This window comes from Caenibius tardaugens NBRC 16725 (assembly GCF_003860345.1).
GTDB classification, from domain to species: Bacteria; Pseudomonadota; Alphaproteobacteria; order Sphingomonadales; family Sphingomonadaceae; genus Caenibius; species Caenibius tardaugens.
Map to the genome: position 1 here is coordinate 3,768,017 of NZ_CP034179.1, position 18,842 is coordinate 3,786,858.

General features: G+C 60.5%; 19 protein-coding genes and 2 tRNA genes. 8 read left to right on the top strand and 13 right to left on the bottom strand.

Annotated features, from left to right (window positions below):
• Nucleotides 1–3: 3 nt before the first annotated feature.
• The 4 genes from EGO55_RS17735 to EGO55_RS17750 form a co-directional block, all read right to left on the bottom strand.
• Complete coding sequence (locus EGO55_RS17735) at nt 4–270, bottom strand: type IV conjugative transfer system protein TraL (RefSeq protein ID WP_013846819.1); 267 nt, start codon at nt 268–270, stop codon at nt 4–6.
• A gap of 136 nt (nt 271–406) precedes the next feature.
• Nucleotides 407–724 (bottom strand): hypothetical protein, encoded by a 318-nt coding sequence (locus EGO55_RS17740; RefSeq protein ID WP_013846818.1) that lies wholly within the window; start codon nt 722–724, stop codon nt 407–409.
• A 181-nt stretch (nt 725–905) separates the two neighbouring features.
• A complete protein-coding gene (locus EGO55_RS17745; protein ID WP_021246307.1) occupies nt 906–1,688 on the bottom strand; it encodes a DsbC family protein in 783 nt (260 codons plus the stop codon).
• Nucleotides 1,675–1,980: a DEAD/DEAH box helicase family protein gene (locus EGO55_RS17750; protein ID WP_037484342.1), complete on the bottom strand. Its 306-nt coding sequence runs from the start codon at nt 1,978–1,980 to the stop codon at nt 1,675–1,677. Before EGO55_RS17750 ends, EGO55_RS17745 begins: the two co-directional genes overlap by 14 nt.
• A gap of 449 nt (nt 1,981–2,429) precedes the next feature.
• Between EGO55_RS17750 and EGO55_RS17755 the strand changes: the two genes are divergently transcribed.
• The 4 genes from EGO55_RS17755 to EGO55_RS17770 all read left to right on the top strand — a co-directional run bounded on the left by EGO55_RS17755 (nt 2,430) and on the right by EGO55_RS17770 (nt 5,618).
• Nucleotides 2,430–2,819: a helix-turn-helix domain-containing protein gene (locus EGO55_RS17755; protein ID WP_021246309.1), complete on the top strand. Its 390-nt coding sequence runs from the start codon at nt 2,430–2,432 to the stop codon at nt 2,817–2,819.
• 73 nt (nt 2,820–2,892) lie between these two features.
• A complete protein-coding gene (locus tag EGO55_RS17760) occupies nt 2,893–3,561 on the top strand; it encodes a MobA/MobL family protein (protein WP_021690788.1) in 669 nt (222 codons plus the stop codon).
• Nucleotides 3,562–4,317: 756 nt separating this feature from the next.
• Nucleotides 4,318–4,521, top strand: coding sequence for an excisionase family protein (gene xisR / locus EGO55_RS17765; RefSeq protein ID WP_021246311.1), 204 nt, complete (start codon nt 4,318–4,320; stop codon nt 4,519–4,521).
• Nucleotides 4,482–5,618, top strand: coding sequence for an Arm DNA-binding domain-containing protein (locus EGO55_RS17770; protein WP_021246312.1), 1,137 nt, complete (start codon nt 4,482–4,484; stop codon nt 5,616–5,618). Before xisR ends, EGO55_RS17770 begins: the two co-directional genes overlap by 40 nt.
• Nucleotides 5,619–5,826: 208 nt before the next feature.
• On the opposite strand, the gene EGO55_RS17775 is transcribed toward EGO55_RS17770, so the two are convergent.
• The 3 genes from EGO55_RS17775 to recJ all read right to left on the bottom strand — a co-directional run bounded on the left by EGO55_RS17775 (nt 5,827) and on the right by recJ (nt 7,892).
• Nucleotides 5,827–5,901, bottom strand: a tRNA-Glu gene (locus EGO55_RS17775).
• A gap of 42 nt (nt 5,902–5,943) precedes the next feature.
• Nucleotides 5,944–6,018, bottom strand: a tRNA-Glu gene (locus tag EGO55_RS17780).
• Nucleotides 6,019–6,098: 80 nt separating this feature from the next.
• The gene (gene recJ, locus EGO55_RS17785) at nt 6,099–7,892 is read right to left on the bottom strand and encodes a single-stranded-DNA-specific exonuclease RecJ (protein ID WP_040716104.1); all 1,794 of its coding nucleotides are present in this window, start codon (nt 7,890–7,892) and stop codon (nt 6,099–6,101) included.
• Nucleotides 7,893–8,171: 279 nt separating this feature from the next.
• Here recJ and EGO55_RS17790 point away from each other — a divergent pair, with 279 nt between their 5' ends.
• The 3 genes from EGO55_RS17790 (at nt 8,172) to EGO55_RS17800 (ending at nt 10,580) form a co-directional block, all read left to right on the top strand.
• Nucleotides 8,172–9,239, top strand: a complete 1,068-nt coding sequence (locus tag EGO55_RS17790; protein WP_021690785.1) for a hypothetical protein — start codon at nt 8,172–8,174, stop codon at nt 9,237–9,239.
• A 48-nt stretch (nt 9,240–9,287) separates the two neighbouring features.
• A complete protein-coding gene (locus EGO55_RS17795; protein ID WP_021690784.1) occupies nt 9,288–9,716 on the top strand; it encodes an NAD(P)H-dependent oxidoreductase in 429 nt (142 codons plus the stop codon).
• Between the two features lie 189 nt (nt 9,717–9,905).
• Nucleotides 9,906–10,580, top strand: coding sequence for a hypothetical protein (locus EGO55_RS17800; RefSeq protein ID WP_040716102.1), 675 nt, complete (start codon nt 9,906–9,908; stop codon nt 10,578–10,580).
• Between the two features lie 47 nt (nt 10,581–10,627).
• Here EGO55_RS17800 and leuA read toward each other — a convergent pair whose 3' ends face one another.
• From leuA to miaA, 6 genes are all read right to left on the bottom strand, one after another.
• Nucleotides 10,628–12,313, bottom strand: a complete 1,686-nt coding sequence (gene leuA, locus EGO55_RS17805) for a 2-isopropylmalate synthase (RefSeq protein ID WP_021690782.1) — start codon at nt 12,311–12,313, stop codon at nt 10,628–10,630.
• Between the two features lie 355 nt (nt 12,314–12,668).
• Nucleotides 12,669–13,319, bottom strand: coding sequence for a YceI family protein (locus EGO55_RS17810; RefSeq protein ID WP_021690781.1), 651 nt, complete (start codon nt 13,317–13,319; stop codon nt 12,669–12,671).
• A gap of 143 nt (nt 13,320–13,462) precedes the next feature.
• Entirely contained in the window at nt 13,463–14,482 is a 1,020-nt protein-coding gene (gene ilvC / locus EGO55_RS17815) for a ketol-acid reductoisomerase (RefSeq protein WP_021690780.1), read from the bottom strand.
• 96 nt (nt 14,483–14,578) lie between these two features.
• A complete protein-coding gene (gene ilvN, locus EGO55_RS17820; protein WP_021690779.1) occupies nt 14,579–15,094 on the bottom strand; it encodes an acetolactate synthase small subunit in 516 nt (171 codons plus the stop codon).
• 14 nt (nt 15,095–15,108) lie between these two features.
• Nucleotides 15,109–16,854, bottom strand: coding sequence for a biosynthetic-type acetolactate synthase large subunit (gene ilvB / locus EGO55_RS17825; protein WP_021690778.1), 1,746 nt, complete (start codon nt 16,852–16,854; stop codon nt 15,109–15,111).
• Between the two features lie 142 nt (nt 16,855–16,996).
• Nucleotides 16,997–17,932, bottom strand: a complete 936-nt coding sequence (gene miaA / locus EGO55_RS17830) for a tRNA (adenosine(37)-N6)-dimethylallyltransferase MiaA (protein WP_021690777.1) — start codon at nt 17,930–17,932, stop codon at nt 16,997–16,999.
• A gap of 15 nt (nt 17,933–17,947) precedes the next feature.
• Between miaA and serB the strand changes: the two genes are divergently transcribed.
• Entirely contained in the window at nt 17,948–18,832 is an 885-nt protein-coding gene (serB, locus tag EGO55_RS17835; protein WP_021690776.1) for a phosphoserine phosphatase SerB, read from the top strand.
• Nucleotides 18,833–18,842 lie beyond the last annotated feature (10 nt).

Consider the following 18,842-nt stretch of genomic DNA (forward strand, 5'->3'; position numbering starts at 1 on the left):
GCCTCATTCGTAGAACCGAGTCTGGGTCGGACCCGGATAGTTGGACCAGCGGACCAGGCCCCAGCGCCAGGCCATGTGCGGGATGAAGCCGCGCGGCTTGGTGCGGAGCCAGGGAACGAAAAGGAGAAGACCCGCGACGAGCGCCCAACCGAGCATCCCGCCCACGATCACGGCGACGAAGATCACCGTGATCACGAGCACGAACTCGTCCGATCCGAACCACAGGATCTGGACGGGTTTGTGCAGATATTGGGGTAGCCGCTCGTCCACGAGCCTTCTCCTCCTTGCGTCGTGACCTCCCTGCGAAGCTGGTTGAACTTCGGGGGTTGTCCCGCCAGTGCGCCTCATGCGCCCTGGCCCGTTGAGGTCCGCCGACCGCGCCCAGGCGCGGCGGCGGACCAATCCGTCAGATGACCATTCCGAATGTCTGGAGGATCGAGTCCGCCTTGATCAGGCAGACGGCCGCCACGATGGTCGGGATGCCGATCATGATGTTCGAGAAGAGCCTGCTCACGCCGAACAGGAAGGCCGCGACGCCGCCGACGAAGCCGAGCGGGCCTTTGACCCCTTGATTGACCACGATATCGTAGATGTCGTAGCCGAGGTCGCCGGCCGCCGGCGCCGAGAAGGCGTGAGCCCCACCGGCCCCGAGCAGCGCGAGCAGGGTTACGGGAATGCCGACATTGGCGATTGAGGCGGATTGTCTGCCGAGTGTTTTCAACATGCACTTGCTCCAGGGAAGATGGGCCGCTCCGGGGACTGCTTGCCGGCATCGATGAGGATCGCTGTCGGCCGACGGCGAGGCTGGACGGCCCGGTTCGGGTCCCGCCGCCGGCATTGGGATTTGCGCGGCAGCGGCAGAGCCGATGCACCGCGCGTTCGCGATGTGAGGAGCCGGAAGGCGATCAGCGGCCGGCATTGGCGAGCGCCTTCTTACCGTCGAGGAACGCCTCGATCTCGGCCTGCCGGAAACCGGAAATCATCTGTCCGTCCGCGATCAGGGTCGGCGTGCCGGTGATGCCGGTCTTGCCGACGATTCCGGCATGCGCCTCGACCCTGGCCTTGCCTTCCGCGCATGTGCGCAAAGGCGTGGGCGCGGTTCCGGCGTAGATCGCCTTGAACGCCGCTTCCTTGTCCGGGGAGCAAAGGACATGCTCGGCCTTGGCGGCGGCCTCGGCGTGGATGCCGGAGACGAAGAAGATCAGGCGCCGCACCGGCTTGCCTTCGGCCGCTTTCGCCGCCCAGAAGCGGTCGAGCGCCCGGCAGTAGGGACAGTCGGGATCGGTGAACTCAATCACCGTGGGCGCGCCCGCCGGACCGATGGCGAGGGCCATGCCGGTGTCGATCCCGGCGAGTTTCTTCGCTGAAGCGGCGTTCTGCGCCAGCGCGGTGAGGTTCTGGCCGTTGCGGTCGTAGATTTCCGCGAACAACAGATGTTCGCTGTCAGGCGCATAGTAGATGATGCGGCCGCCCGCCGTCGCCTGATAGATCGGGCCCTTGACGGGCGCCGGCCCGAAATCCTCGAATTGCAGATTGACGAAGGTCTGCCGCAACTCGCTTTCGGCATCGCGCGCGGCGGCGGTAAGCGGATCGGCGGCTTGCGCGAACGCTGCGCCTTGAGCAGCGAGCAACAAGGGGAGGACGAGGGCTGCCGCACCAAACAGGCGGGTGGGCTTATGGATGTGCATGCGATCTCTCCTGAAGAGTGCTGGCAGGGCGGGAGAGCAGGCGCGCATCGACATGCGTGCCCGACCCCACCGGGATGTGCTCGGCAGTGACGGGTGCGGGCATCGACTCCATCCGGTTCGTCACGGCGGCGCGCAGAACGAACCCATCGACCGTCGCCACCACGATGCGCGGCTGCTCGGCCACCGGCGCGATAACTGTCTGTCGGCCATGTCCGCCGGGTCCGGCACAGGCTGTCGTCGTGACGATCAGTGTGCCCAGGGCAGCCGTCATCGCTTTGGCAATCGGCATCATGCACGACTCCATGTTGGCGCCCCGCGCCATGGTTGATGAATACTTAATGGTCCGAAGTATCAGGTCCGATTCGACTTGAACCCTCGCAACACGATCTGAGTGATTTGAAACGAAGAGGATTGCAACAGGCCCCGGCAGTGGGGTGCCTGAAATGGCGATATTAGCCGTAAATATGCGAACTTAGCCTTATAAATTCGCTTTCGGGATCACATGGACTGATCTGGTGCCGGTTCGGCAATAAAGTTCCTGAATGATCCGATTTGGAGGAAAATGGAAATTAACTGCTCATTGTGCGTCGAAACATAAATATGGTCGCGCATCCGCTATAAATGGGCAGAGATATTCCTCTAAAATCATCGGCATCTATTCTTGATGCTGGTTACTCCACGATCCTACCTTTGCCGGATTACCCACAGAGCCCGACGGGCCGAACCGGGGAGGAAGGACATATGGCATCCGATGGAAAATTCGCCGACGTCGACCTGTCGATCTTCAAGGAACTCAAGAAGCTCTCCGGCGAGAAGATCAGGCAGGCGCGAAAGGCGCTCGGTTTGACGCAGCTGGAGGTCGCCACCGAAATGGGCGGAAGCCTGCGCTGGTATCGCGCGATCGAGTCCGGCGATCCGGGGATTAGGCTGGAGGATCATCTGATCGCACTGCTCCGGCTCGGTGCATCGACCGCGCATATCGCGCTGCCTGTCCTCTATGCGGGCCAACGCATGCGGTTCCCGCGGCAACTGATCCACGGTGACCTGGCCAGCATCGAACGCACATGCATTGAGGCGATCTCGGATGCGGTGATCGCCGGGCTGAAACAGGACCTCTCACCCGAATGGTAGCGGGACGGCGGGAAGGACCAGTCATGAAAATTGACGGTCCGGTTCGGGCGTGACGCTGGGACAGGCGGAAAAGATGGCGATCTTTCATTTCCATGTGAATATCATCAGCCGCGGCGCCGGACGCAGTATCGTCGCGGCCGCGGCATGGCAAAACAGCTGCCGCCTGTACGATGAGCGCTACGGCCGGTTTTCCAATTTCGTGAACAAGCGGGCGGTTGCCTGGTCTGCGCTGATACTGCCGTCCGGGGGCCCCGCGCAGTGGGAGGATCGCGAGTGTTTCTGGAACGCGCTCGAAGCCGCCGAAATCCGCAAGGATGCGCAGCTTGGCCGTCAGTTCGACGTGGCGCTGCCCGATGAACTGGACCTGCCGGCGTCGATCGCGGTTCTGCAGCGTTTCGCCAGCGAGATATTTTGCATCGCGGGTTTTGCCGCCGACCTGACACTGATCGAAATGGGCGATACGCCCAGAGGCAAGCGCCACCATGGCTATGTGCTGATACCGACCCGTCCGATTGTCGACGGCATGTTCGGCCGGAAACCGCGCGAATGGAACAGCCGCGTGAAGCTGCTCGAAATCCGCGCGGCCTGGGCGATGATGCTGAACGATAAGTTCGCGGCGCTCGGCTATGATGTCCGCGTCGATCATCGGTCCAACGAAGAACGCGGCATCGACGCTCCGCCGGTTAAGCATATCGGCATGGCCCGCAAGCGTATCGCGGCGCGCGCCCGGCAAACATCCTGACAATAGTCCGTGGCCGGCGCCTCACCGGCGGTGCGGTCCATCATGACGACGGCGAGGGCGGTTGCGGCGGGCGTGTAGAGGAGAAAATAACCGACTGCACATGCGGCGACGGCAGCGGCAGGGATTGCCGTCGCCATGACCGCTGCCGCCACGGCGAAAACGGCTAGAAGCTGAACGGCCGCTGCGACAAGAAGTATCCGCCGCCGACCGAGCCTGTTGGCCAGCCACCCGGTGAGCATTGCGGAGGCCATGCCGGCGAGCGGACCGGTCATGTTGACGATGACGCCGAGACGATCGAGGCTCCACCCCCTCCTGTCAATCAGCGCGCCCGCGATCGCGCGCGGCAGGCCGCCATGCGTCCCGATCATTTGTCCCATTCTTCGAGGCCATCAACAACGGCGAGTGGAACGCTGCGAGTCTCTTCCAAGGCGCGACAACGCCAATAGGCTGACAGGCGAAAGCACGAGATTAGGCAGTGGGTTGCCCAAATATGCGATCTTGGCCTCTTTTTAGGACCAGGATCGAAATGCTAGACTGACGTCGCGTCATGGCCTGCTTGCGCTGCCCAACAGGCCAGCGATCCATGCGCCATTTCTGCGAGGATTATCCAGACCCACGTTCGCGAGCGCCTGCCCGTCCTGGTCGGCCGGCCATGCGGTCATCGCAGATCGGCCGGAAGGGAAGGGAGCGGGAGGAGAGAGGAAGCAGCGGACGGTTGGCTGTCCGTGGTTTCCTTTCCTCAACCGGAGCACTGTCATGACGGGCGCGCGCTACGTGCGCATCAAGCGCTTCGCCGAGCTGACCGGCTACACCGAGAAAGCGGTCTATCGAAAGATCGCCGACGGCGTGTGGATTCAGGGCCGCGAATATCGCCGCGCTCCCGATGGCAGCATCTGCATCGACCTCGAAGGCTTCCACAAATGGGTAGAAAACGGCCAGGGACTGGCGTCGAGCCGCTGAAAAGCTGCATTCGCGTCCGCTTCCGCTGGAACGGGCGGCTCTATCGCGAAACGCTCCAGCTCCAACCCACATCCGCTAACATCAAGGCGGCCGAGCGCTTGATGGCCCGTGTCCATCAGGAAATCGATCTCGGCGTCTTCGATTATGAAAGCACGTTTCCCAAGGGTGATGCCAAACCCGACCGGAACAAATACGCGGGCTTCAAGACTTATGCGAAAGAGTGGCTCGCAACGCTCGTAGTCGAGAAATCGACGATGTCCGACTATGTGTCGGCGATCAATAATGTCTGGTCGCCGGCTTTCGGTGAGCGGCAACTCAAGAGCATCAAGCCGAGCGAGATCAAGAAGGTCATCGCCGACCGGGCGAAGCAGGTCAGCGGCAAGACGATCAACAACAACGTCATTCCGCTGCGCGGCATCTTCGAGATGGCTCTCGACGACGAGCTGATCGACCGCTCGCCGCTGGAACGGATCAAGAGCCAGAAGCATCAGAAACGCGAGCCGGACCCGTTCGACCGGGAAGAGACCGAACGCATCCTCACCTATATGCACGAGCGTTACGACGAGCAGGTCTGGAACTGGTATGAGTTCGCCTTCGGGACCGGCATGCGTCCCAGCGAACAGATCGTCGTCCAGTGGCGCGACGTCGACTGGAAGCGCCAGTCCATCCGGGTCGAGCGTGCCCGCGTCCGGGCCGTGGAGAAATCGACCAAGACCAGGACCGTGCGCGACGTCGATCTTACTCCGCGAATGATGGCCGTGCTTAGACGCCAGAAGGCGCACAGCTTCATGCGGGGGCTCGATTCGCCGATCTTCATCAACCCGGTCACAAACACGCCGTGGCCGGACGTGCAGGATCAGCGGAAGCTCTATTTCCATCCCGCACTGCGTGCGCTCGGCATCCGCAGCCGTGATGCCTATCAAACGCGCCACACTTACGCGACGACGGCGCTGATGGGCGGGGTGAACCCGGCCTATATCGCCCGCCAGCTTGGCCACAAGAGCGCGGCAATGCTGTTCCGGCACTACTCGAAATGGATCGATCACGCGGACTATGGCCGCGAAGCAGCCAAGCTCAATCAGATCTACGGTTCCTGACGCGGATGTCTGGCTGGTCTGTGGGGAGGGCTTGCCTGTCGGTGGCGGCTGCCGCGAACGAATCCCTCGTCTACTGGGCAGCTATTGAGGTGATCTAAAAGAGCCTGGAACGGGGGCTGGGGTGGCCTCGAAAAACGCCAAATGTGCCACGAAAGTGCCACGGAAACCGCATTTTCGCGATTCCCCCTAACAATATCAACTACTTAGCTGGTGACCCCTACGGGAATCGAACCCGTGTTTCAGCCGTGAAAGGGCCGCGTCCTGACCGCTAGACGAAGGGGCCACAAGGCCATGTATATGGTGCGGATAAATCCGCCTGCACCCGTGGTGACCCCTACGGGAATCGAACCCGTGTTTCAGCCGTGAAAGGGCCGCGTCCTGACCGCTAGACGAAGGGGCCACTTGGTGCAGGCCGGGCCTTTAGGGGGGGGGCGGGGGCTGGTCAACCCCTCGCAGCAAAGAGATTGTATAAGTTCGTATTCAGTCGGCCCAGGCCGCATCTTCCACATGCAGTTCCGCTTTGGGGCTACTGGCCCAATCGTCGATTTTGGGCCGCCCAGCCAACCACAGGTTCCGTCCTTGCGTTCCGTGCAGCAAGGTTTGCCCCAGTTCGCTTTCCGCTGCGCGAAAAGCGATGGCCTTGAACGAGGCGCCATCGCGCCCGGCGGCAATCAGACGAACGTGATCCTTGCCCACCACATCGGCCTTGATCAGCCGTACCGGCCCCACGGCGATGCGCGGGCTCGGCCAGCCCACGCCATAGGGGCCGCCACTTTCCAGCGATTCGACCAGACCCGGCTTCAATCCGCCGGGAGCAACCGCCAGATCCAGCAGCAGCGATTGCTGGGACTGTGCAGCGGTGACCGCTCGGGCCAGCCGTTCGTCGAGAAAGTCGGCAAGCGCGTCGATCTTGCCGGATTCGACAGTCAACCCTGCAGCCATGGCGTGACCGCCACCGGCGACCAGCAAGCCGTGTTCGCGCGCAGCGATAATCGCAGCGCCCAGATCGACACCGCTGATCGACCGACCGGAGCCCTTGCCATGCCCGGTCTCTTCATCGGCATCCAGTGCAATGACCAGAGCGGGCTTGCCTGTCTTCTCCTTGATTCGCCCGGCAACGATGCCGATGACCCCGGGGTGCCAACCATGCCCTGCCAGAACTGCCACTGCCCTGTTGTGCTGCGTCGGAATCAGGGCTTCCGCCGCTTCCTGCACCGCCGCCTCGATTGCGCGACGTTCTTCGTTCAGCTGGGAAAGTTGCGCGGAAATCGCACGGGCTTCATCGGGATCTTCGGTCGTGAGAAGACGGACCCCCAATGTTGATTCGCCAACGCGCCCGCCCGCATTGATCCGCGGCCCCAGCGCAAAGCCAAGATCGCTGCAGATGGGTGCGCGATTCAGGCGGGATGCGTCGATCAGAGCCGACATGCCGACATTTTCGCGGCGCGCCATGATCTTGAGCCCCTGGGCCACCATGGCACGGTTGAGCCCGTGGATCGCGGCGACATCGGCGACAGTGCCCAGTGCGACAAGGTCGAGCAGGGACAGCAGATTGGGTTCGCGGCGCGTTTCGAAATAGCCGCGCTGGCGCAAGCTCCTGACTGTCGCGACTGCCAGAAGAAAGGCCACCCCCACGGCGGCGAGATGGCCATGTGCGGCGGCAATATCGTTTTCATCCAGACGGTTGGGATTGACGAGCGCCACCGCCTGCGGCAGTTCAACCGCGCATTTGTGGTGGTCCACCACAATGACATCGACACCGGCTGTATGCGCTTCTTCCAGCGCCTGATAGGCCATTGCGCCGCAGTCTACGGTAACGATCAGGCTGCTACCTTTCTGCCCCAGTCGGACCAGGGCTTCTCCACTTGGCCCGTATCCTTCGAGCAGACGGTCAGGGATGTAATAGTCCGCATGATGCCCAAGCATCCGCAGAAGGCGAATGAGCAGGGCGGCGCTGGTTGCGCCGTCAACGTCATAGTCGCCATAAATTGTTGTCGATTCGCCCGAGATTACCGCCTGGGCCAGCCTTTCTGCGGCCACGTCCATGTCATTGAATGTGGAGGGGTCAGGAAGAAAATCCCTCAGCGTCGGGTTGCGGTGGCGGGCAAGATCGTCACGCGGAACCCCGCGGGCGAGAAGTAACTGGGTAACCAGATCGTCCTCCAGCCCGGCGATGTTGTCTCCGAGATCCATGTTTCCGCCGCGCCAGCGCCACGTGCGCCCACTGAATGAACGATCTATACCAAAGACTGCGTTTGCGGGACGTGATGCCATTTGCCGGGGCTAGCCCATCGCCGGACGGGCGAAAAGGGCTGTGGCGCTGAAATATCGCGCCGACGATTTTGTACAAGTTCTTCAGGGAAAAAAAGGAGTATGAAGCATGGTCTGAAATACAGGGGAGTCGGAGTTATGGTATCACGTGCCAGTGTGCTTGTATTGACCGCAAGTGCCGCAACAATTGTTGCGCTTCCATTGTTTGCCGCATCAAATCCTTCCGGCGGACCGATCGCCCGTTATGATGTCCGGGCGGGCACTGTTTCAGGAATGGGCGCCATGGGGGCGGGGTCCATGATGGGCATGATGTTTGGCGGGCGTGGCGGTAACAGTGCGCAGCACGAACTGTATTTGCGTCTTGGATCGTCGCAGGCGGCCACCAAAGGGGCGCCCAAGGCGGAACATTTTATGCCCCCTGCCGCGAAACTCGGAAAATCCGTGCTGCTGACCACGCCGCAGCTGGAAAAGGCCGAAGATGTATTGCCGCAGAAGCCCAAAGGGCGGCTGTTGCTCTATTGGGGATGCGGGTTGAATGCCCCCAAAGGGCAGCCCGTCGTTATCGATTTCGCCAAACTGGCTGCGGGTCAGATGCCGTCGGGCCTGTGGACGACGACAATTCTGCGTGACTGGGGCCCGAGCGCATCGAACAGCAAGACTTTCGGTCGTTGGCCGGCGGAAGATGGCAAATATGTAAAGGCCGACAGTTCGTTTGTCGGTGCGCATCGCATCGTCAGCAATTATGGCCCGGAAATCGCGTTTTCCGCTGCCAAGGATTTCATGCAGCCGCTTTCCGTGACCACGCGGCAACAGGCCGGTGGGGCAACCGTGTTGAACTGGTCGACCATCCCCGAAGCCACGGGTTATCTCGCATTTATTACTGGCGGTAAAATGGGCCAGAATGGCGAAATGGGCGACATGGTGATGTGGACCAGCAGCAGTTCGCGCCAGTTTGGCGGCGGTCTGTCGGATTGGCTGTCCCCGTCGACAGTCGCCAATCTGATCAAGGACAAGACTGTCATGCCACCAACCACCACCAGCTGTGTGGTGCCGATTGAGGTGCGGCAGGCCACCCCGGATTTCCGGATGGGCACTTTGACAGCATTTGGGCCTGAAGAGAATTTTTCCTATCCGCCGCGTCCGACGGAAGCCAACAAACCCTGGAACCTTGAATGGACGGCCCGCATCCGGCACCGTTCCTCGACAAGCTGGATGGAGGCACAGGGTATGACGATGGGATCAATGAACAGTTCGAACGAATCCACGCAAGGATCGCAGAAGAAGTGCAAACCCAAAGGCGGTTTTGGCGGCATGCTAGGGGGCATTATGGGTGGCGGCAGCGGCTGTTGAGCATTGCTGGCTGTCATCTGGCATAGTCGTACAGGAGCGGCGCAGGCGATGGCCGAAGCCGCTGCACAGGGGGGCGGGGAGCAGGCATGCCTGCTCCCCGCAGCTATGGTTATGCCTGAACATTTGATCGCTGCGTCTGGTTACCTGTTCGTCTGCCCGGAAAACCTCGGTTCGATGACCGGGATGATGAAAGAGATGTTCGATCGTTGCTATTACCCCCTGCTCGGACAGGTCGAGGGCAGGGCATATGCTACGGCAATCGCAGCGGGTTCCGATGGTCGGGGGGCGCAGGCGCAGATTGACCGCATTGTCACGGGCTGGCGGCTGAAACGCGTCGCCGAACCGCTGATTGTCAATCTGGATGCGCAGGAACCCACAGCGATCCTCGCATGCAAAGTGGTGCCTGACGACATGCTCAGCCGGTGTCGCGATCTGGGGGCGGCAATGGTTGAAGGGTTGCGACTGGGCGTGTTCTGAACAGATACGGTGCGGTTTTACGCGTTGTGAGACTCGACCTTACCCCCTGTTCAGGGCAGCATTCGTGCGACAGCAAGGGGGGCTGTCGGCATGATGAATCAAAATACGCGACGAAATTCGGGCAATGACAGTGGGTTGTCCCTGCTGTTCGACGCAGGGAAAAGGCCGGACTTTGCCGCGATTCGCGCAATGGCAAGTCGTAGCCAGGGCTTTGCCATAAGCCAGGATCACGTCGTTGCTTCCGAAGGCGGGCCGGAAGATTGCCTTGCGATCGAACTGCTGATCGATGGATTTACCTTCGACCTTTCAGGTTTGGGTGGTGGCGCGGGCGCACGAATTCCGGATTGCGTTTACCGGTTTGCCCTCCCTGAAGATATTGACTCGCTGGGCGTGGAGGCCGTCACTCTCCGGGCCGGGCCGCATCTCGCCGACGGCGCGCATTTGCAACCGGTCGTGCAACTGATGCTGCGCCTGTCAGCGCATCTTTGCGAACTGGACGGAGTGCAGGCGATTGCATGGCACCCGGGCAGAACATGGATTGGCCCCGACTACTTCCGCTCGATAACGCGAAACTGGATTGAAGGCGGTATTTTTCCGGGGTTGGGCCTGATCGGGCTGGAGCCTTCTGCTGATGGCGCGTTGCAAAGCGAAGGGCTTGCCTATTTCGTCGGGCAGGAATTGCGGATTGAGCCGGAATTGGCGGAGGATCGCGGTGCGGCCACCCGGATTGGCATCAGGCTGATCGATTATCTCAGCATGCATGGGGCGCTGGCGCATCAGGAGGCGATCGCCGGGCCCGAAGGTAGGCCTTTACGGATCGAACCATCGGCAAATGGTCATTTTGTCAGAGTGTGGGGCGCCTAGCCTGAGGGGGCTACCGGGCAGAGTTATCCGCCCGGTAGTGCAACGTTTTATTCCGGCGCGCCGACTGCGCTGTTGGCTGCGCTGACAATGGCGCGCACGCTGGCTGCGGCGACATCTTCATCGATGCCCACACCCCACACGGTGCTTCCGTCGGGCATGAGGCATTCGAGATAGGCGGCAGCGCGGGCATCCGTGCCCGTGCCCAGTGCGTGTTCGCTGTAATCCGCGACTTCCAGTTCCAGCCCGAAGGCATCCTTCAACGTGGCCAGAACGGACGATATCAGGCCCTTGCCACGGCCGCTGACGCGATGTTCCTGACCATCGACCTTGATGGTGCCGCTGAACAGCCGGGTGCCGTCGCTCGCGCGGTTTTCGTCGTAATCGACCAGTTGGAAACGGCGTTTTTCGATCTGCACGAAGTAGGTTTCGCGGAACACCTGCCAGATGTCGTCGCCGTTCAGTTCACGGCCCAGTTCATCGGCCAGATGCTGCACGCGCTTCGAAAAGTGCGCCTGCATCCGCTTGGGCAGTTTGAGACCCTGATCTTTTTCCAGAACCCAGGCGAAGCCGCCTTTGCCACTTTGCGAATTGACGCGGATCACGGCTTCGTAGCTGCGTCCCAGGTCTGCGGGATCGATCGGCAGATAAGGCACGCGCCAATATTCGTCGTTCTGCCGCTCGTTCGCGGAAAAACCCTTCTTGATTGCGTCCTGATGGCTGCCGGAAAACGCCGTGAACACCAGTTCACCGCCATAGGGATGGCGCTGATGGACGGGGATCTGGTTGCAGTATTCGACAGTTTCGATTGCCTTGTCGATATCCGAGAAGTCGAGCTTGGGATCGATGCCCTGCGTGTACATGTTCAATGCGACCGTCACCAGACAGCAGTTGCCGGTCCGTTCGCCATTCCCGAACAGGCATCCTTCCACGCGATCCGCACCCGCCATCAGGCCCAGTTCCGCCGCGGCAACACCGGTGCCGCGATCGTTATGGGTGTGCAGCGAAATCACCACGCTGTCGCGGCGGGGAATGTTCCGGTGGAAATACTCGATCTGGTCGGCGTAGATGTTGGGCGTGGCCGCTTCCACCGTTGCCGGCAGATTGAAAATCAACGGATGATCGGGCGTGGGCTGGAGAATATCCATCACTGCCTCGCAGACCTCCAGGCTGAAATCCAGCTCTGCGGTGGAGAAGGTTTCCGGGCTGTATTCGAAGAACCAGTCTGTACCCGGTCGCTTGGCCGCTTCATCGCGCAGTACCTGGGCGCCCTTGATGGCGATCTGCTTCACTTCGGCCTGTGTCATCTGGAACACGATGTCGCGCCATGCCGGGGATACGGCATTATACAGGTGAATGATGGCCGCGTGGGCGCCTTCCAGACTGTCAAAGCTGGTGCGGATCAGGTCTTCGCGCGATTGGGTCAGAACCTGAACGAAGACATCGTCAGGAATACGTCCTTCGCGCACCAGAGAGCTGATGAAATCAAATTCGGTTGCGCCAGCCGAAGGGAAACCGACCTCGATTTCCTTGAACCCGGTTTCGACCAGCAGATCGAAGAAACGGTTCTTCTTCACCGCATCCATCGGATCGATGATCGACTGGTTACCATCGCGCAGATCTGTAGACAGCCAGCGTGGTGGATTGGTGATGACACGGCTCGGCCACTGCCGGTCGGGCAGATTGACCTGCGGGAAGGGGCGGTATTTTCGACCCGGATCGTTCAACATGGACATGACAATTCGCCTTATCGCTTACTGCGCGCACCACAAGGGTGCGTCTGAATTTTGAGTGATGATTTCGAATGTGCCCTTAGGCGGGGTGCCATGCGCGGATGCCGCGCAGGCGAAAATACACGCCTAAGGGCGTGTAAGTCGAAGCAGCGATAGGATGGTGCGCTTGTTCATTGCGAAGACCACTGGCCGATTGCGTCAGGAATTTCAAGTCAAAGCTGCATTTATCATGCGAAGGTACGGATTTTCCGCTGCACGGCACATGCTCTTACGGTGATCCTGCCGAAAAATGACTTTCCCGTGCGTGAAGTGTCGAGACAGGGGCGGGGGAAACCCGCCCCCCTGTCATATGTCGACCTTATTGCTTTTCGAACGCGGCGGAAATGTCGAGGTCCACAGTGTCGGTTACCATCGGCAGGGCATATTTGATGTTGAAGTCGGAGCGTTTGATCCGCGCCCAGCCTTTAAAGCCAACAGTTTCCTTTTTGGTCATAGGGTTGGCCCCGGCCCCGGTGAAGCTGGCCATGACTGAGACCGGTTTGGTTACACCGTTGAGCGTAAGATTTCCGATGATGAGCGCTTCGTTGTTGCCGGTGGGGCGGACCTGAGTCGATTTGAATGTGGCGTTTGCCGGATTTGCGCCGAAGAAATCAGGTGCGGTGCCATTCTCACCCGGTTTGAGCAGGTGCGCCGTCAATCCTGCGTTGGCGGTGGTGATCTTCGAAACCGGAATGGTGACATCCAGTTGGGAGGCTTCCAGCTTCACAGGATCGAGTGTCAACGTGCCTGTTATATCGCCGAAGAGGCCGAAATAGTCCGAAAATCCGAAATGGTTCACGCGCCATGCGATCAAGGTATGGCCCGGATCGGCGGAATAGGTCCCGGCTGTAACGAGCGAAGCGTTAGCGGTTCCGGGTTCGCCACTGGTGCCGTTTTGCGCCTGAACAGCGGTAAACGACAGCAAGGCTGCAGCGGTGACGCCAGCAAGGGCGGTATGAAGCTTGCGCATTTTGGAAATTCTCCCCGTTGAACTGTCAGGGGAGCAATCTGGCGTGTCGGGCGGGCGATGTCCACAGGATGGACGGTGCAAGCCGGACAGAAAAGATGCTCCGGAGCAGCAACGCCGCTGCCCCGGATGCGATCCTCGAAAGCTTAGTTCTTTTCTTTGTCGACCAGCTTGTTGGCGCCGATCCACGGCATCATGGCGCGCAGGCGCGAACCGGTCTGTTCGATCGGGTGCGCCTCGGCAAGCTTGCGGGCGGCCTTCAGTTCGGGCTGGCCGGCGCGGTTGTCGAGAACGAAGTTCTTCACGAAACGGCCGCTCTGGATGTCGGCCAGTACGCGCTTCATTTCCGCCTTGGTTTCATCGGTGATGATACGCGGGCCCGTGGTGATGTCGCCATATTCCGCCGTGTTCGAGATCGAATAGCGCATGTTGGCGATGCCGCCTTCATAGAGCAGGTCGACGATCAGCTTGGTTTCGTGGAGACATTCGAAATAGGCCATTTCCGGTGCGTAGCCTGCTTCGACCAGCGTTTCGAAACCGGCCTGGATCAGGTGGGTAACGCCACCGCACAGAACGACCTGTTCGCCGAAGAGGTCGGTTTCGCACTCTTCCTTGAAATTGGTTTCGATGATGCCGCTGCGACCGCCGCCGACGCCCGATGCATAAGCGAGAGCAACGTCGTGGGCATTGCCGGTGGCATCCTGATGGATGGCCACGAGGCACGGCACGCCGCCGCCCTTGAGGTATTCACCGCGCACCGTGTGGCCGGGGCCCTTCGGCGCGATCATGATCACGTCGATGTCAGCAGGCGCTTCGATCAGGCCGAAGTGGATGTTCAGACCGTGAGCGAAGGCGAGGGCGGCGCCCTTCTTCATGTTGCCCTTCAGGTCGTTTTCCCAGATCGAAGCCTGTGTTTCGTCAGGTGCCAGGATCATAAGGATGTCGGCCCATGCGGCTGCATCCTTGTTCGAAAGCACCTTGAAACCTGCGGCTTCCGCTTTCTTCGCGCTGGCCGAACCGGGGCGAAGGGCGATAGCAACGTCCTTTACCCCGCTGTCGCGCAGATTCTGCGCGTGGGCGTGGCCCTGGCTGCCATAGCCGAGCACGGCAATTTTCTTGTCCGTGATCAGGTTGAGGTCGCAATCTGCGTCGTAATAAACTTTCATTGGTCTATCCCTGTGTATGCGCTGGCTCGCGAAAGCGGGCGAGCGATCAATTTGCAAGTGAAATCTGGCTTGATCGGTGAATTCTGGCGGTTGATTTCAGGCGGCGGTGCCGCCGCGCATCATCCCCACGATCCCGGTGCGCCCCACTTCGACCAAGCCGAGTTCGCGCATGATGGCGACGAAGCTGTCGATCTTGTCCGGCGCACCCGTCAGTTCGAAAATAAAGCTCGAGGTGGTGGTGTCGACCACCTTGGCACGGAACACGTCCGCAACCCGCAGAGCCTCGACACGTTTTTCGCCCGTACCCGAAACCTTGATCAGGGCGAGTTCACGTTCAACATGCGGGCCAGCCTCGGTGAGATCGGTCACTTTGTGAACCGGTACCAGTCGTTCCAGCTGGGCATGGATTTGGTCGATCACGGAAGGCGGGCCTTGCGTGACGATCGTGATGCGGCTGATCGAATGGTTCTCACTGATATCGGCAACCGTGAGGCTGTCGATGTTGTAACCGCGCGCGGTGAACATGCCGGCGATGCGGGCAAGGATGCCCGCTTCGTTATCGACGGTGACCGTGAGGACGTGGCGTTCGGTTTCGCTGTGCTGGATTTTCATCGTATTCATCCTTCTCAGACCAGCGCCTTCGCTTCGTCATCCATGGTGCCCGCATGGACATCACCGTAGAGCAGCATGTCGGTGTGGGCGGCCCCGCTCGGGATCATCGGGAAGCAGTTGGCTTCCTTCGAAACAAGACAATCCACCATCACCGGGCCATCATGGTCGAGCATCGCCTGGATGCCTGCATCCAGTTCGCTTTCATCATGAATGCGAATGCCCTTCCAGCCATAGGCTTCCGCCATTTTGACGAAGTCTGGCAAGCTGTCCGAATAGGAATTCGAATAGCGGCTTTCATAGGTCAGTTCCTGCCATTGGCGGACCATGCCCATATATTCGTTGTTCAGGATGAACACCTTGATCGGCAGCCGATACTGGCTGGCTGTCCCCATTTCCTGAATATTCATCTGGATCGAGGCTTCGCCCGCAATATCCACGACCAGCGCATCGGGATTGCCCAACTGCGCGCCGATTGCGGCGGGCATGCCATAGCCCATCGTGCCCAGGCCACCGGAGGTGAGCCATTTGTTCGGTGTGTCGAACCCGAAATACTGGGCCGCCCACATCTGATGCTGGCCGACTTCGGTCGTGATAATCGGGTTTCTGGCACGCGTCAGATCGTACAGCCGTTCCACCGCGAATTGCGGCATGATCAGATCGCCGGAACGGCGCGGATAAGCGAGGCTGTCACGCGCGCGCCAGCCATCGATCCGGGCCTTCCATTCGGTCAGATCGGTGGCAGAGCGCTGTCCCCAGGCGGCGATAAGCTGTTCCAGAACGGTGGCGCAATCGCCGATAATCGGCAGATCGACGGGCACGGTCTTGTTGATCGAACTGCGATCGATATCGATGTGGATCTTCGTTGAATCCGGCGAAAAGGCATCGAGCCGGCCGGTAACCCGATCGTCAAACCGGGCGCCGATATTGATCATCACATCGCAGCGGTTCATCGCCATGTTGGATTCATAGGTGCCGTGCATGCCAAGCATGCCCAGCCAAGCGGAATGATCCGAAGGGAAGGCACCCAACCCCATGAGGGTGGAGGTGACAGGGGCGCCGGTCAGCGCCTGAAACTGGCGAAGCAGTTCACTGGCGCGCGGCCCGGAATTGATGATCCCGCCCCCGGTATAGAGGATCGGAGCCTTGGCATTGGCGATCAGTTCGATGGCACGGGCAATCTCGTCGGCATCGGCTGCCAGACGAGGATTGTACCGCTGCGGACGTTGCGGCTTGGCATCGCCGAACTGGGCCGTGGCAACCTGCACGTTCTTTGGAATATCGATCAGGACCGGGCCAGGGCGGCCAGTGGTGGCGATTTCGAAGGCTTCGTCGATTGTCGCTGCCAGTTCCGAAGGATCACGCACAAGATAGTTGTGCTTGGTACAGTGGCGGGTGATGCCGATCGTATCCGCCTCCTGGAAGGCGTCAGATCCGATCAGGTTGGTGGCAACCTGCCCGGTGATGACAACCATCGGAATGGAGTCGAGGAAAGCGTCGGCAATGCCGGTGACGGCATTGGTCGCCCCTGGTCCCGAGGTGACGAGAACCACACCCGGTTTGCCGGTGGAGCGGGCATAGCCTTCTGCCGCATGCGCCGCACCGGCTTCGTGGCGGACCAGAATGTGGCGGATGCGCTGATCGCTGAACAGTTCGTCGTAAATGGGCAGAACGGCCCCGCCGGGATAGCCGAATACGAATTCGACACCCTGCCGGACAAGGCTTTCGACCAGAATACTTGCGCCGCTGCGCTCTTGGGTCACTGTCAGTTCCTTATTTATGGCGGCAGTGCTGCCTGTCGAACGGATAGCCGGAAAAAATACGACCCGGCGCATGATGCGTCGGGCCCGTTCCTCCGATCAGGAATGCAGGGCGGGTAGGCGACACGAAATGACCTGTCAATCGCTAGGATTGTAATAATATTTCAAAATGACTCAAAATATCGACATTTATAATTTCATTGCGCGGCCACGCGACAGGAGGTTGCCTGCGGAACCATGTATATTGCCGCTTCGCGTAATTTCGTGTCGCCTGCGCCCCGGCGGCAATGGCGTCCTCGCGACTCAATTCCCCGTTCAACCAGCCCGTTATTTCCCGTACGCCGATAGCGCGCATGACCGGCACCTCGGTTGGCAGATTTCGGGCGAGCAGGGTTTGCACTTCTTCCGTCGCGCCCTGTTCGAGCATCAAGGCAAACCGGCGGTCACAACGCGCGTATAGATCGTCCCGGGGTGGCAGCAGGATAAGGGGATGCAGGGTAACGGTATCGCCAATCCCGCCTTCACGCGCGGCATGCCATGCGTTCATGGACCGGCCGGTCGAACGAATGATTTCCAGTGCGCGCGCAACGCGGGTGGTGTCCGCAGGGTTTAGCTGGCCGGCACGGACCGGGTCTTCCCGCAAGAGCGCGCTGTAAGCTTCGGCGACCGGCAGTGCGCGGACGTCTTCGCGGATATGCGCGGCGATGGGAGGGATAGGGGCGATGCCATCCAGCAAGGTTCGCATATAGAGGCCGGTGCCGCCCGCCAGGATCGGTATCGCGCCTTCGGCGTGAAGCGCGGCGATTTCGTGTTTGGCGGCATTGGCCCAATCCGCAGCGGAGCAGGATTGCGCTCCGTCCCAGGCGCCGAAAAGCCGGTGCTCGATCCCCTGCATCTCGTCGATGGAAGGCCGCGCGCTAAGGACTGCGAGATCGGCATAGACCTGTGCGCTGTCCGCGTTGATAACGACGGCGCGCCGTCCCTGACGCTTAAGCGCAAGCGCAAGACGGACGGCACAATCGCTCTTGCCGCTCGCGGTCGGCCCTGCAATGAGCGCCAGCGGCGGCAGCGCAGTCGTCATGTTATGGAGATTCCCTTGCTCATTGCCCGCCTGATAGCAGACCCGACCGGCTATACCGCAAGCCTTGATGCAGCGACCGCGGCGCTGGAGGCACAGGGTATGCGCGTGGCGATGGCCCGCATGGATGACGTGAACAGTCCTGTGCTGCAAATTTCTCTGCCGGATGGGGATCGTGAAGCGCTCAGCCGCGTGCTCGACGCGCATTTCCGTCCTTCGGATCTGTTGATTTCCGACGATGAAATCCGCATGCCCCATCTGTTCATTTCCGACATGGATTCCACCATGATCGGGCAGGAATGCATTGATGAACTGGCCGATTTTGCAGGGCTTAAAGAACAGATAGCGGATATTACCGAAAGAGCGATGCAAGGCGAACTCGATTTCGAGAGCGCGCTGCGCGAACGGGTCATGTTGCTGCGCGAACTGTCGGAAGGGGCCATCACCGAATGCCTCAGCACACGTATCGAGCCCATGCCCGGTGCGAAGACACTGGTTGCCACCTTGCGGGCGAAGGGTTGCCGGACCGTGCTGGTAACCGGCGGGTTCCACCAATTTGCCGATCCGGTTGCAGAACAACTGGGTTTTGAACGGGTTGTCGGAAACCGCCTCGAAGTGTCGCATGGCGCTCTGACAGGCGGGCTGGTCGGGCCGATCACGGACAGCAGTGTGAAGAAGGCGGTCCTGCTCGAGGAAACCGCGCAACTGGGCGATGGTGCGGTGAGCCTTGCGACCGGCGATGGCGCCAATGATATTCCCATGCTGGAAGCTGCGACCTATGGTATAGCCTATCGCGCCAAGCCCAAGGCGCGCGCGGCAGCAAATGGCTGGATCGATCGCGGGGATTTGACCGCGATCCTTCATCTGCTCCGCATTGACGAGCAGGAATGGATTCACTGTTGAAAGGAGTCTG